12 protein-coding genes and 1 pseudogene are annotated in these 12,961 nt (G+C 65.3%); 3 read left to right on the top strand and 10 right to left on the bottom strand.

Annotated features, from left to right (window positions below; genetic code table 11):
- The first annotated feature begins 493 nt into the window (after positions 1 to 493).
- Genes VB777_RS12770 through VB777_RS12760 form a run of 3 tightly spaced genes read left to right on the top strand, consistent with a single transcriptional unit; the run spans position 494 to position 2,023 of the window.
- Positions 494 to 781 carry a MoaD/ThiS family protein gene (locus VB777_RS12770; RefSeq protein ID WP_323249417.1) on the top strand — a complete coding sequence of 96 codons (288 nt, stop codon included), beginning with the start codon at positions 494 to 496 and terminating at the stop codon, positions 779 to 781.
- Positions 774 to 1,292, top strand: coding sequence for a molybdenum cofactor biosynthesis protein MoaE (locus VB777_RS12765; RefSeq protein ID WP_416238355.1), 519 nt, complete (start codon positions 774 to 776; stop codon positions 1,290 to 1,292). The genes VB777_RS12770 and VB777_RS12765 overlap by 8 nt, the downstream gene beginning before the upstream one ends.
- Positions 1,292 to 2,023, top strand: coding sequence for a sulfite exporter TauE/SafE family protein (locus VB777_RS12760; protein ID WP_323249416.1), 732 nt, complete (start codon positions 1,292 to 1,294; stop codon positions 2,021 to 2,023). The genes VB777_RS12765 and VB777_RS12760 overlap by 1 nt, the downstream gene beginning before the upstream one ends.
- A gap of 111 nt (positions 2,024 to 2,134) precedes the next feature.
- Here the strand turns inward: VB777_RS12760 and VB777_RS12755 are convergent, their stop codons facing one another.
- The 10 genes and pseudogenes from VB777_RS12755 to VB777_RS12710 form a co-directional block, all read right to left on the bottom strand.
- Positions 2,135 to 4,090 carry an alpha-amylase family glycosyl hydrolase gene (locus VB777_RS12755; RefSeq protein WP_323249414.1) on the bottom strand — a complete coding sequence of 652 codons (1,956 nt, stop codon included), beginning with the start codon at positions 4,088 to 4,090 and terminating at the stop codon, positions 2,135 to 2,137.
- 106 nt (positions 4,091 to 4,196) lie between these two features.
- Positions 4,197 to 5,057 carry an HAD family hydrolase gene (locus VB777_RS12750; RefSeq protein WP_323249412.1) on the bottom strand — a complete coding sequence of 287 codons (861 nt, stop codon included), beginning with the start codon at positions 5,055 to 5,057 and terminating at the stop codon, positions 4,197 to 4,199.
- A 65-nt stretch (positions 5,058 to 5,122) separates the two neighbouring features.
- Positions 5,123 to 5,560, bottom strand: coding sequence for an HAD family hydrolase (locus tag VB777_RS12745; RefSeq protein ID WP_323249410.1), 438 nt, complete (start codon positions 5,558 to 5,560; stop codon positions 5,123 to 5,125).
- On the bottom strand, positions 5,532 to 7,421 hold the full coding sequence (locus VB777_RS12740) for an HAD family hydrolase (RefSeq protein WP_323249408.1): 1,890 nt from the start codon (positions 7,419 to 7,421) through the stop codon (positions 5,532 to 5,534). The genes VB777_RS12745 and VB777_RS12740 overlap by 29 nt, the downstream gene beginning before the upstream one ends.
- A gap of 118 nt (positions 7,422 to 7,539) precedes the next feature.
- Complete coding sequence (locus VB777_RS12735) at positions 7,540 to 8,823, bottom strand: molybdopterin molybdotransferase MoeA (protein WP_323249407.1); 1,284 nt, start codon at positions 8,821 to 8,823, stop codon at positions 7,540 to 7,542.
- Between the two features lie 17 nt (positions 8,824 to 8,840).
- Positions 8,841 to 9,227 carry a YbjQ family protein gene (locus VB777_RS12730; protein ID WP_323249405.1) on the bottom strand — a complete coding sequence of 129 codons (387 nt, stop codon included), beginning with the start codon at positions 9,225 to 9,227 and terminating at the stop codon, positions 8,841 to 8,843.
- Between the two features lie 60 nt (positions 9,228 to 9,287).
- Positions 9,288 to 9,824, bottom strand: a complete 537-nt coding sequence (moaC, locus tag VB777_RS12725) for a cyclic pyranopterin monophosphate synthase MoaC (protein WP_323249403.1) — start codon at positions 9,822 to 9,824, stop codon at positions 9,288 to 9,290.
- Positions 9,825 to 9,861: 37 nt separating this feature from the next.
- On the bottom strand, positions 9,862 to 10,611 hold the full coding sequence (locus VB777_RS12720; protein ID WP_323249401.1) for a succinate dehydrogenase/fumarate reductase iron-sulfur subunit: 750 nt from the start codon (positions 10,609 to 10,611) through the stop codon (positions 9,862 to 9,864).
- Positions 10,608 to 12,560, bottom strand: coding sequence for a fumarate reductase/succinate dehydrogenase flavoprotein subunit (locus tag VB777_RS12715; RefSeq protein WP_323249399.1), 1,953 nt, complete (start codon positions 12,558 to 12,560; stop codon positions 10,608 to 10,610). Before VB777_RS12715 ends, VB777_RS12720 begins: the two co-directional genes overlap by 4 nt.
- A gap of 11 nt (positions 12,561 to 12,571) precedes the next feature.
- Positions 12,572 to 12,961: pseudogene (locus tag VB777_RS12710) on the bottom strand (succinate dehydrogenase); the annotation flags it as partial.

Raw genomic sequence — 12,961 nt, 5'->3', positions numbered from 1 at the left:
AATGCCAGCAGGAGGAGCGCCCATCTCAAGCAGTCTCTGCCTGAGATGCAAACGGGAATCAGGGCGCCGTCAAGGGTTCAGCTGAGACGAAGTTCGCCGCGTGCTGTCCCGACCCCTGAACGGATACAGGCCGACAAACGCAAGACTAAAAATGCCGGTCCGAGCAAAACCCTAAGCCGTCAATCATTTAAGCGACGAAGAATAATGCCAAAACCTCCTCAAATCACAGGCTAGTCGTGCAAGTCTTGAAGAAGATTGTGCTTTGTCAAACGTAACAAGGTGCCAGATAAAGCGGGAGGCGCTGGCCAGATTTGCTGAGCGGCTTTCTGAAGATCCTTGCTGCTGATCCAGAGCTCAAAAGAGCAAGCCACCAGTGCATCCAATCAACAGCTAACGACTGGCTTCCCGTTTCCGCTCTGTATGGAGGGAAAGTCCTGAACCTCAACAAAGCTGGCTGATCTGATTCAACATGGCGCCAGCATCGCCTGGAACCATGGCACCCAAGCCTGCCACCCCGCCTCCCCTCAACGTGCGGCTGTTCGCGCGCTTGCGCGAAATGGCCGGCTGGGGGCAGCGGAGCCTGGCACTCCTGGATCCGGAAGCGGGCGGTGGCAGCGAACTGGCGGAAGCCCCCACCGCTGCCGAGGTCTGGCAGCGGCTCGGACTCGGTCCCTGGCCCGCCGGGGTGCGGGTGGCGGTGAACCAGCAGTTCGCCGATCCCACCCAGAGCCTGGCCCCCGGCGATGAGGTGGCCTTTCTGCCGCCAATCACCGGTGGCTGATCCCAGCCCAGCACCGCGAAAGGTCACAGCGACCCTTGCGATCGCCCTGGAGGCCGGGCCCTTCGATCCCTTCGAGGCGCTGAAGTCCTGGAGCGACGGCAGTGAAGCTCCGGCAGTGACCCACTTCATCGGTCGGGTGCGGGGCTGGAGTGCAGCCGGTGAAGCGCTGGCGGCGCTGGAACTGGAGCATTACCCCGGCATGACCGACGCCCAGTTGGAGCGACTCGCCGCCGAGGCCGCCGTCCGCCATGGGGTGCTGGCGGTTCTGGTCCGCCATCGGGTGGGGAAGGTGCGCCCCGGCGAGGCGATCGTGCTGGTGGCGGTGGCCGCGGATCGACGCGGCCCTGCCCAACGGTGCTGCCAGGAACTGCTGGAGGCGCTCAAGCACGAGGCCCCGTTCTGGAAGAAGGAGGTGGGGGTGGACGGCAACGGTCGGTGGGTGGAGGGCAACACACCGGTAACGGAGAGGGAGCGTTCCGGCACGGCAGAGCCCCAGCGGGAACAGCCGTGATGGAGGCCCAACCAGGGCTGTGGCTCACCCTCGGCCTGGTGGCCTTCCTCTACGCCAGCGTGGGCCACGCAGGGGCCTCCGGATACATCGCCGCCCTTAGCTTGTTCGGCACCGATCCGGAGACGATCCGCCCCACCGCCCTGCTGCTCAACGTGGTTGTGGCAGCGCTGGGGAGCTGGCAGTTCATCCAGGCGGGCCACCTGCGCTGGCGACGCTTCTGGCCGCTGGTGCTGCTCTCGATCCCTGGGGCTTTCCTGGGGGGCAGCCTGGCCCTGCCGAAGCGGGTGTTCCAGAGCCTGGTGGGGGTGATTCTGCTGGGCTCGGCCCTGCGGTTTTTGCAGAGCCCCCAGGATCCGGAGCAGGTACAGCCACCCGGCCCGGCGACGCTGGTGTCCGTGGGCGGTGCCCTGGGGTTCCTGGCCGGGCTGACCGGAACGGGAGGGGGCGTCTTCCTCAGTCCGCTGATGCTGCTGGCGGGCTGGAGTCGCACTCGCGAGACAGCGGCCGTGGCCGTTGTCTTCATCCTGGTGAACTCCCTGGCCGGGCTGGCAGGCCTGATCTCCACCGGCAGAAGCGTGCCGGCGGAAGCCTGGCCGCTGATCCCGGTGGTGGTGCTCCTCGGCGGCTGCGGCGCCGCCTTGGGCAGCCGAGTTCTGCCGGTTCCGATCATCCGGCGCTGCCTTGCTCTGGTGCTGAGCCTGGCGGGAGTGCGTCTGCTGCTGGGAGACTGAGCCAACGGAGGGTCACGCTGCTGGGCCCAGACGTCCGGAACGGCCCCCTGGAGCGAACCGAGGCAGGAAGCCGCCTGGATGTGGCCCCTGCGGGTGTTGGAGCAGTGGATGTCAGACCTGCTTCAGCCAGTAAAATTGGTAGCTCTGCAGCAGGATATTCTCCTCGATCTGGTGGGGCCTGCGACCGGTGAACACATCAATCAGCGGAGCCGTGAAATCGAGCCCGCGCCGCCGCAGCACATCAACAGGGAGAGCCTGCGGAGTGGAATGGAAGTTAGCCACCACCAAGACCTGCTCGGAGGGACGCTGCTGATAGGAACGCAAGAAGCAGAGCAGATGCTCGTTACCCGTATCCAACAACTCTCGGTTGTTGAAATCGGCAAAGGCATCCAGCGACTTACGGATGGCGATCATCCGCCGTAACGCCGTGAACAGCCGATTCTCCACTGTGCCGCTCTGATGACGCCGCTCGGCATGCTGCCAATCAATGCTTGGCCGATGCACCCAGCGGTTGTCTGAGACCTTGGCTGGATCCTGTTGATAGCTATAGTCATTCAGCAGGCCAAGGGCATCACCGTTGTAGAGCAAGGGAATACCACCGAACGAAAAGATCAGGCTGTGCAGCATCAGAATTCGACTGATCGCGATATTGATTGCCACCGGATTCTCTTCCTGCATCGCCTTCTCCAGACCCGCAAGGGAGGCCAGGGAGCCACAGATGCGAGCATCCCCCGTGACTTCATTGCGCATGAATGGAAGTCCCCGGGAGGGAGATCCCTCAAACTCACCACAGAAGAAGTCGGTCAGAAACCGCCGATGGGACCTGGGCTGATAACCGACAGCCAACACATCCTGGTCATCAAAACCGAAGCCGATGTCGTCGTGACAACGCAGATAGTTGAGCCAGGTGGCACGATCCAGCTTATTGGGAAGACTCCTGAGCCCCCGGGTGAGCAGCCTGGCGTTCTGGGTCGCCACCGCATCCCAGAGCAGGGCCATGAAGGTGGCATTGTAAGCAATCTCACACTCCTTGGCGCTGATCGCATCTTCGCCGAAATATTTAATCACCTCGACAGGGGCGACAATCGCCTCAGCAATGAATAACACTCCCGGGGCCGTGGCCTGGCAGCAGTCCTTCATCAGCTGCAGCAGGAGATGGGCGTTTCGCTCGTTCTGACAGTCGGTGCCGATTTCCTTCCAAAGGAAGGCGACGGCATCCAAGCGCATGATGTCAACCCCGTTGTTGGCCCAGAACAGGACAACACCAAGCATTTCAATAAAGACCTCAGGATTGCTGTAATTGAGATCCCATTGGTAATCATGGAAGACCGTCATGACCCAGCGCTGGGTTTGCTCGTTCCAGGTGAAGTTGCCCGGCGAAGACTCCGGGAAGACTTCAGGCATTGACCTCTCAAAAAGGTCAGGAATATCACGACTCTCATACATATAGTAGTAATCCTGATAGACAGGATCTCCCGCGATGGCCTTCTGCGCCCAGGAATGCTCATCCGAGGTGTGGTTCATCACGATGTCAAGCACCAACAGGATCTGGCGCTGACGCAACTCCGAGGCAAGATATTGAAGATCCGCCAGATCACCGACCCGATCATCGATCTGCCTGAAGTCGCTCACGGCATAGCCACCATCACTTTTGCCGATTGGACACTTCAGAATCGGCATCACATGAATCATGTTGACCCCGAGTTCCTGGAAATACTCGGTCTTGTCAGCCAGATCTCGCAGGTTTCTGGCGAAGCCATTGGTGTAAAGGGCCATGCCGACCCATTGCTGGGAGAGAAACCAGTTGTGGTCCTTCTCCCGGGCTATGTCGAGCGCCTCCAGCTCAGGCGAACGATTGATATAACCTTCCGCCATCGTTTCGACCAAGCCCAGCATCTGGCGCTTGAAATCAGGCCTGTGACCATATAGACGGAAGAACAGCGAGTAAATCGCATAAAAGTTGGCACCCAAGCGCGTATAGAAGTGTCTGAGATCCTGACGTCGGATCTCAGGTTTCAGGTCATCAAGAATTGCATTGAGCAGCGAGTGGGAGACCTGTTCATACATGATTCGAGTGCAGGCAAGAGAAACGAATCGTCAACACACTGTTCGGTTGCATTCAAGCTGGCCAATCAGATTTCATCGGCACCTGACGACGCCAAAGGGGCTGAACTCAACAAGGCTCGGCCAACCAGCCCGATAACTGCGGGTGGAAGTGAAGCACTCCTTCCACAATTCCGGCGGCGTAGTTGCCGTTCATCCCCATGAAGCCGCCCTGTGCCAGATAGAGAGTCTCCCGAGGGGATCGCTCCCCCGCAGAACAGCCTAGCTGGGCCATCAGCGCAGGATCTGCATTGGCCACAAGAACCGAAGGGAGGTCACTCGTCATCACCGGCAGATCATTGCCGCTGTCCCCACAGAAGAGGGTCTCAGAGGAATCAAAACCCAGCAGTTCCATCAGAAAGCGCACCGCATGCAACTTGGTGGCTGCAGGCGGCAACACATCCAGCAAGCCGATCTCAGCCTGCTCATCCATGCTGGTGATCAGACTGGCGCGCAGCTGTTCAAGCTCCAACCGCCGCTCGATTTCAGCGCAGAGGCTGGGAACGTCAACATCCAGGTGGAGGTAGTAGCTCAACTTGTAGGTGTTCTGCTTGGCGGGCTCCTGCAATTGCAGGGGGGAGAGATCCGCCAGCAACTGGTGGAGATCCTGGGCCGTGCGACCGGCCCAATCCACCCCGATGCTCTGGTGCCATCCGCGATGGGCCCGCCAGCCATCGGGAGCCACCTCCAGGAGAGTGGTGCCCACATCGGCCACCACCCAGTCCGGTGATGGGAGGGCATAGTCCACGATCGCCTCCGCCACGAGGGCGGCATCGCGGCCGCTGACATAGGCCAGAGTCACCTCGGGCCGCTGGACCAGGCGGGCGAACAGGCTTCTGGCGGCGGGCGACTCAGGCTGCCGCCCATTGGGGATCAGGGTGCGGTCGAGATCCGTGCAGAGCAACAACCGGGCCGGAGGGTCAGCAGCCATGGACAGCCTGCGGGGGCAGAGGGGACATCGCGGGCAGGATCGGGGCGATCGCGAACAGCAGAAGCCTAGAGATTGAAGAAGTCATAGTGTTCAAGGGCCTCAAGGATCCCTCTGGCGTGGGATTGCTCCGCGAGATAGACATGCTCGGTATCTCCCAGAATGGACAGTTCCTCCCGGTGACGGTTAGCAACAACAACCCCCAGGGTGTTGCCGCGCAGCATGTCTTCATCGCCACCGGACCCCCCGGTGGCCAGGATCCGATCCAACGGGATATTCCAGCGCTGGGCGATGAATCGCAAGGCCTGCCCCTTGGAGGCCCGGACAGGCACAAAGTCGAGATACTGACCAAATGACAGAGTCACATTGACCGATAGGTCTTGCTGCCTGAGAATGGCCCTGACCTGATCCAGAGACGGTGCATGTTGACTGTCATAGTGATAGGAATATTTAAAGGGCACCACGAAAAATACCGATTTACCTTGGAAGCAGCGATTGAGACTCATGTACTGGCCGGCGTCGGCATTGGCCAATGGTCGCGACAAGGCCGATTTTTCGTGGTGCCCTAAATTGACTTTGTTCCTTTCTCGACTGAGGCTGCAGACCAGGTAGCTCCTTCAGCGTCGCCCTGAGCACCTGGGGAGTCCAGAGGTGATTGATGTGCTTGGCCCAGGCTAGATCGGGTAGCCAGTGGGGAGCATAGTAAATTTCCGTACCGAGGCTGGTGATCAAGATATCCGGCACAGGGATATCATACTCGCGAATGATCGTCAGGACGGAATCGAGACGCCGCCCGGTGGCAATCCCGAACAGACAGCCCTTGCGGCGCTCACGGATCAACTGGCTGAGCAGACTCAGGCCTTCCCGATCCCCCAGCAACGTGTTGTCAATGGCGGTGAAGATGGCCTTGGTGCGCCGGCGGTCGCTGCTGAGGATTCGCGAGGAGGCCAGGGGCGATCGCTGCTGCTGAACCAGCTGGTTGAGCTGATGGAGATAAGCCTCGGCATGGGCATCCCAGGAATAGAATTGGGCCACATGGCGCACTCCATTGCGTGAGAAGGTCTGCCACTGGTTGGCGTCTTCAAGAATGGTGATCAGGGCCTGGGCAATCGCCTCCTTGTTGAGGGGATCCACCAACAGGCCATTGCGGCAGTTGGCAATGATGTCCACCGGGCCACCATTCTCCGTGGCCACCAAAGGCAGGCCACTGGCGGCTGCCTCCAGCAGGGTCAGGCCAAAGGGCTCTGTTAGAGCAGGATTGACGAACACACCCCGGGTGCTGGCTGCCAGGCGATAGATGAGGGGAACCTCATCGGAGCTGTGGTGCTTGGGCAGGGCGGCCAGGCCATAGAGGTCATAGGAATCCATGGCAATCAGCAACTCGGTGAACACCGTCTGGGGGCCTTCATCGAGATCCCGCACGTCATCACGATTGCCGGCCACGATCACCAGATTGGCGAGTCTCTGGAGTGGCTTCGACTCTCCGTAGGCTTCCAGCAGCGTGATGATGTTCTTGCGCAGATCCGGTCTGGAGAGCGCCAGAATCATGGGCTTGGTCGGATCCTTCAGAGAAACCTGAAGCCCGTCCTGAAAACCCGAGCCCTGAAGCGGATCAGACCCATCAGCAACATGAAACTGCTGGAGGTCTGTGCCGGGCGGGACGACCACCATCTTGTCAGGGTTGTAACAGTCATAGAGTTCATACTGATCTTCGATTTCATTGCGCGTGCTGGTGATCACGAGCGCCGCCTGGTTGATCACCTCCTCTTCGGCATCAATACGCCTGGAGATCTTGTAATCGTCCTCGATCTTTTCAAGGGCGAGACCCATGGAGATCAAGCGTCGATACTTGTCACGCCCCAGCGAGTGGCCCGTATGCACCAGGGGCAGCCCCGTCATACGGGCAAGTTTGACGCCCACGTAACCGGCATCCGCATAGTGGCTGTGCAGCACATCGGGCCTGGCGGGCTGATTCTGGATCCAGGTAAAGAGATGGTCGGCAAAACTGTCGAGGTGATCCCAGAGTTCCTCCTTGCGGAGGTAATCGGGCGGGCCCGCGTCGATCCGCACGATCCTCGCTTTGTCTGCCAGCGGCTCCAGAGGCTCGGCATAGTCGCCGCTGACGGCGGGATCCTCGATCCGGCGGGTGACCAGATCCACACCCGCCACCCAGGGGCTGCGGGCCAGGGCCTTGGCCAGCTCCACCACGTACTTGGTCTGCCCGCCCGTGTCGGGATCCCGGCCGAGTTCGAGCTGGCTGCCCCGGATCAGGCCATGGATGCTGATCAGCAGGATCCTGAGCGGCTCCTGGGGCACCTCCGAGGCCTGCAGCGTGCCGCCAGGGGCACTGGCTGGGGGGAGGGCCATGGAGCCAAGCGCATCAAAGACCTGAAGCCAGCCTGCTCAGGACTGGTGCCTTTCACAAGGTGAGGTCCACACGCCAATGCCCACCAGCCGATCACGGGTCTGACCCCACTGAACGACCTCAGAACAGGGGCAAGCGCAGCAGCTGGGCCCAGAGTTCCTGACCGGCCGTGAGGCTGCCGAGCTCCGCCGGGATCTCCAGCAACAGATCGGCACCCTGGAGCGAACCGATGCGGGAGGAGGCCTGGGAGCCCTCCACCACCGCCAGGAGCTCACCGGCGGGACCCACCGTCAGGCGGGCCCGGGCCAGTTCCGGGCGTCCGGCACCACGCTTCAACGGCCCCGCCAGCCTGACCCGCAAGCGGGGCAACGGATCGGGCTCAGCACCCTCGAGCTGCTGCAGCGCCGGCCAGAGCAGCTGCAGCGCCGTGATCGCCGCTGCCACCGGATTGCCCGGCAGTCCGAAGAACGGCACGCTGCCGCCCCCGGCAGGACGCTGCAGTGTCCCGTAGGCAAAGGGCCGGCCTGGCTTGAGAAACAGCTTCCAGAAGGCCACCGAGCCAAGCTCCGCCAGCCGCGGCCGGATCCAGTCGGTGTCGCCGGCGGACACCCCGCCGGTGCTGACCACCACGTCGCAGCAGGCCGCCAGATCGGCCAGCGCCTGGCGCAGCGCGATCGGATCATCGCCCACCACCCGCCGCTCCAGCAGGGGGTAGCCAAGCCGCTGGCACAGGCTCGCCAGCAGGGTGCCGTTGCTCTCCCAGATCTGGCCGGGGCCGCGCGGTGTTCCCGCCGGCACCAGTTCATCGCCGCTCACCAGCAGACCCAGCCGCGGCCGGGGCGCCACGGCCAGCTCCGCCACGCCGCAGCCCGCCAGCCGGGCCAGATCGGCCGGCCCCAGCCGCTCACCGCAGGCCAGCAGCTGCTGGCCCGGTGCCGCCTCCTCCTCGGCGCTGCGGATCCAGGGGTTGGCACCGGGGGCCTGCAGCAAGCGCAGCTCGCCGGCCTCCACGACCACCAGCTCCTGGGGCAGCACCCGCACGGCGCCCTGCGGCAGGGGGGCACCAGTGAGGATGCGGATCGCCTCGTGGGGCTCCAAGGCCCGATCGAACGGAGCTCCCGCGGCGGAACGCCCCACCAGCGGCCAGCACTGGCCGGGTTCCGCCGTTGGGCTGGCGATCGCGTAGCCATCCAGGATCGAGGCCCGAAAGCCCGGCACCGCCGCCGGGGCGATCACCGCCGCGGCGCACACCCGCCCGAGGCACTGCTCCAGGGGCAGGGTGCGGCAGCCGGCCAGGGGCTGCAGGCTCTCCAGCACCAGACGCCGCGCCTGCTCGAGGGGCAGGCCCTCGGGCGGGAAGGGATCGGCCGGCGTCGGCAGGCCGGCGGGAAGGGCAGACGACATCGGCGGCGGGGATGGGCTCAGGTGGGCGGAAAGGGCGACGTGGGCACCGGCGGCGGCCCGGCAGCGAGGCGCTCCACCACCACGGCCGTGCCATAACACAGAACTTCGGTGGCACCGGTGGCGCCGCTCTCCACCTCGGAGCCGTCGTAGCGGGTGCCCACGATGGCGTTGGCGCCGAGCTGGCGGGCATGGGCCACCATCTGGTCGTAGGCCTGCTGGCGGGTCTGCTCGCACATCTCGGTGTAGGCACCGATGCGGCCGCCGATCATCGACTTGAGGCTTCCGAGAAAGCCCTGGATCAGGGTGGGGGAGCGCACCACGATGCCGCGCACGATGCCCTTGTACTCGCGAATCGCGTAACCCTCAATCGTGAAAGTGGTGGTCACGAAGACGGGCTTGACCATGACTGGGCGCGAGGGGGTGACCGGGATCGAAGGGGCGCCCTCAGGACAGGAGGCGCAGATTCAGCCTGGGGCAGGGCTGACCGATGGGCGCTGCCAGGGGCCATGGCGTCCCCCTTCCTTGTTGAGCAGCCGCACCGGGCCGATCGTCATCGCCGGATCGGCGGATTTGAGCATGTCGTAGAGGGTGAGCAGCCCCACCTGCACGGCGGTGAGGGCCTCCATCTCCACTCCGGTGGGGGCGGTGGTGCGGGTCGTCGCCTCCAGGCGCAGGCCGCTGCCATCGGCGGCAGGCTCGATCCGCACCCCCACACCGCTCAGGGCGATCGGATGGCAGAGGGGGATCAGCTCCCAAGTGCGCTTGGCAGCCTGGATCGCCGCCACCCGTGCCACCGCCAGCACGTCGCCCTTGGGGGTCCGGCCCTCCAGCACCAGGGCCAGCACCGCCGGCTCCATGGCAAGAAAGCCCTCGGCCACGGCACGACGATCGGTGGCGGGCCGATCACCCACCTCCACCATGTGCACCTCGCCGGCGGCGTTGAGGTGGCTCAGCGAGGGGATCGGCTCTGACGCGGATCGTGGAGCTGGAGTTGCGTTCAAGGCACCGAAAGCGCCACAGCCTTGATCATGGCGCGCCTCAGCCAGCGTGATGCCGGGCCTCCCGGTGCATCCAGCTGATCCAGTCGGCGGAGATCTGCTGGGGGCAGACCGCCTCGCACTCCAGGGTGTTGCTGCAGCTGCCGAAGCCTTCGTCTGCCATGCGCTGCTGCAGGGCGCGGGCCCGCTGCCCTCGCTCCGGCTGGCCCTGGGGCAACTGGCCGAGGTGGGCCAGCTTGGCCGCCACGAAGAGGCTGGCAGAGGCGTTGCGGCAGCTGGCCACGCAGGCTCCGCAGCCGATGCAGGTGGCCGTGTCGAAGGCCGAGGCCGCCTGCTCGCGCCCGATCAGCATCGTGTTGGCCTCCGGCGCACTGCCGGTGTTCACGGAGCAGTAGCCCCCCGCCGCCAGGATCCGATCGAAGCCGGAGCGATCGACGCTGAGATCCTGCAGCACCGGAAAGGCCCTGGCCCGCCAGGGCTCGAGCACCAGCGTGGCGCCGTCGTCGATGTGGCGCAGGTACAGCTGGCAGACCGTGGTGGCGGCGAGGGGTCCGTGGGCCTGGCCGTTCACCAGAAAGCCGCAGCTGCCGCAGATGCCTTCGCGGCAGTCGTGATCGAAGCCCACGGGCCGCTGGCCGGCGGCGATCAGCTGCTCATTGAGCTGATCGAGGGCCTCCAGCAGGGAGAGATCGGCAGACACGCCCTCGAGCCGATGGCTCTCGAAGCCCCCGGGAGCATCCGGGCCGGCCTGGCGCCAGATCCGCAGGGTGAGGCAGAGGGTGCGGCTCATCGGTAGTCACGCGCCTGGGGAACCACGGTGCTGAAGCTGAGGGGCTCGATGTGGCGCTGCGGCACGCTGCCCTGGCGATGCTCCCAGGCGGCGATGTGGGCGAAATGGGCGTCGTCACGCAGGGCTTCGCCGGATTCGCTCTGGTGCTCCTCGCGGAAATGGGCCCCACAGGATTCCTCCCGAGCCAGGGCATCGCGCAGCATCAGATCAGCCAGGCCGAGGAAATCCTCCAGCCGCAGGGCCTTCTCCAGTTCGCCCTGGATGGGGGTATCCACCACGGGCAGGCGGAGATCGTCGTGGAAGCGCCGCGTCAGCTGCGCCACCTCCTCCAGCCCGCGACGCAGGCCGTCGGCCTGGCGGCTGATGCCACAGACATCGAGCATCAGCAGCCCCAGCTCGCGATGCAGCCCATCCACCGAGCTGCTGCCGCCGATCGCCGTGAGGTGATCGATCCGGGCGCGCACGGCCGCGATCGCCGCGCGGCAGGCCGGGTGCTCGGGCCCCACCTCCGGTTGGGGATGCCCCGCCAGCCAGGCCGTCACCGTGGCCGGGGCAATGACATAGCCATCCGCCAGGCCCTGCATCAGGGCGCTGGCCCCGAGCCGATTGGCACCATGCTCGGAGAAATTGGCCTCCCCCAGCACAAACAGACCGGGAATCGTGCTCATCAGGTGGTAGTCCACCCAGAGCCCGCCCATCGTGTAGTGGGGAGCGGGAGCGATGCGCAGCGGCCTGGCGAAGGGATCCTCGCCGGTGATGCGCGCATACATCTGCAGCAGGTTGCCGTAGCGGGCCTCGATCGCGGCCCGGCCATCACGGGCGATCGCCTCGGCCAGGTCGAGATACACCCCCTGGGCGCCGCCGGAGCCGCCATCGCCGGGGCCGACCCCCTGGCCGGCAAGGCAGCGTTCGCGCGCCCGGCGAGAGGCCACATCGCGGGGCACGAGATTGCCGTAGGTGGGGTAGTGACGTTCGAGGAAGTAGTCGCGCTCGGCCTCGGGAATCTCCGCCGGCGGCCGGTCGTCGCCTGGGCGCAGGGGCAGCCACACCCGCCCGTCGTTGCGCAGGCTCTCGCTCATCAGGGTGAGCTTGCTCTGGAAGGCGCCGCCGCTGGGGATGCAGGTGGGGTGGACCTGGGTGAAGCAGGGGTTGGCGAACCAGGCGCCGCGGCGATGGGCGCACCAGAGCGCGGTGGCATTCGACTTCACCGCATTGGTGGAAAGGAAATAGACGTTGGAATAGCCACCACTGGCCAGCAGCACGGCGTGGGCGGTGTGGCACTCCAGGGCGCCGCTGAGCTGGTGGCGGCACACCACCCCACGGGCGACGCCGTCGACCGTGATCAGATCGAGCATGTCGCGCCGGCAGAGCAGGCGCACCCGACCGGCCTCCACCTGCCGCAGCAGGGCCTGAACGGCGCCATACAACAGCTGCTGGCCCGTCTGGCCGCGGGCATAGAAGGTGCGGCTGACCAGGGCACCGCCGAAGCTGCGGTTGGCGAGGGTGCCGCCGTACTCCCGGGCGAAGGGCACCCCCTGGGCGACGCAGTGGTCGATCAGGCGGCCGCTGATCTCCGCCAGGCGATGGCAGCCGGCCTCGCGGGCCCGGAAGTCGCCTCCTTTGACCGTGTCGCGGAACAGCCGTTCGATGCTGTCGCCATCGCCGGCGTAATTCTTGGCGGCATTGATGCCCCCCTGGGCCGCCACCGAATGGGCCCTGCGGGGGCTGTCGTGATAGGTGACCACGTCCACCGCGTAGCCCTGCTCCGCCAGGGTGGCGGCCGCCGAGGCCCCCGCCAGGCCGCTGCCCACCACCAGCACCCGCAGACCCCGTTTGTTGGCCGGGCTGATCCGTGGCAGATCCAGCAGGGTGCGCTCCCAGGCCGTGGCCAGCGGCCCCGCCGGCAGGCACGGATCCAGCCGGAGATCGTCAGGGGAGGCGTTCGCCATGGGGGCTGCCGTCATCGGCCCACCCCCTGCAGCACCAGCGCCAGCGGCAGCAGCGTGAAGCCGCCCCCCAGCAGCAGCGCCAGCCACCGACCGGCCATGCGGATGGGACCGGCGTTGGCGGGATCGAGCCAGCCGAGGCTGCGATGGGCGCTCTCGACGCCATGCAGCAGATGCAGGCCCGCCGCCGCACCGGCCGCCCCGTAGAGCAGCAGCACGCCGGGGTTCGCAAGCACGGCCCGCAGGGCCGCGAGCTCCGCCGCGGCCGGTGGACGGTGCCAGCGCAACTGCAGCAGATGCACCACCAGGAACAGCAGCAGCAGGGCGCCACTCCAGGGTGCAACGCGGGCCGCCAGGGCCGCGAGGGCCTCCGCGGGCCCGGCGGCGGCCCGGCGACTGCGCAG

Source organism: Synechococcus sp. CCY9202, assembly GCF_034931685.1.
GTDB lineage: Bacteria > Cyanobacteriota > Cyanobacteriia > PCC-6307 > Cyanobiaceae > CBW1002.
This window is presented reverse-complemented; position numbering and strand designations above follow the sequence as displayed.

What these genes read in the sequence shown, in the direction of transcription:
- VB777_RS12770 (WP_323249417.1), top strand. Translation starts at nt 494, where the DNA reads ATGGCACCCAAGCCTGCCACCCCGCCTCCCCTCAACGTGCGGCTGTTC.
- VB777_RS12760 (WP_323249416.1), top strand. Translation starts at nt 1,292, where the DNA reads ATGGAGGCCCAACCAGGGCTGTGGCTCACCCTCGGCCTGGTGGCCTTC.
- VB777_RS12755 (WP_323249414.1), bottom strand. Translation starts at nt 4,090, where the DNA reads ATGTATGAACAGGTCTCCCACTCGCTGCTCAATGCAATTCTTGATGAC.
- VB777_RS12750 (WP_323249412.1), bottom strand. Translation starts at nt 5,057, where the DNA reads ATGGCTGCTGACCCTCCGGCCCGGTTGTTGCTCTGCACGGATCTCGAC.
- VB777_RS12745 (WP_323249410.1), bottom strand. Translation starts at nt 5,560, where the DNA reads ATGAGTCTCAATCGCTGCTTCCAAGGTAAATCGGTATTTTTCGTGGTG.
- VB777_RS12740 (WP_323249408.1), bottom strand. Translation starts at nt 7,421, where the DNA reads ATGGCCCTCCCCCCAGCCAGTGCCCCTGGCGGCACGCTGCAGGCCTCG.
- VB777_RS12735 (WP_323249407.1), bottom strand. Translation starts at nt 8,823, where the DNA reads ATGTCGTCTGCCCTTCCCGCCGGCCTGCCGACGCCGGCCGATCCCTTC.
- VB777_RS12730 (WP_323249405.1), bottom strand. Translation starts at nt 9,227, where the DNA reads ATGGTCAAGCCCGTCTTCGTGACCACCACTTTCACGATTGAGGGTTAC.
- VB777_RS12720 (WP_323249401.1), bottom strand. Translation starts at nt 10,611, where the DNA reads ATGAGCCGCACCCTCTGCCTCACCCTGCGGATCTGGCGCCAGGCCGGC.
- VB777_RS12715 (WP_323249399.1), bottom strand. Translation starts at nt 12,560, where the DNA reads ATGGCGAACGCCTCCCCTGACGATCTCCGGCTGGATCCGTGCCTGCCG.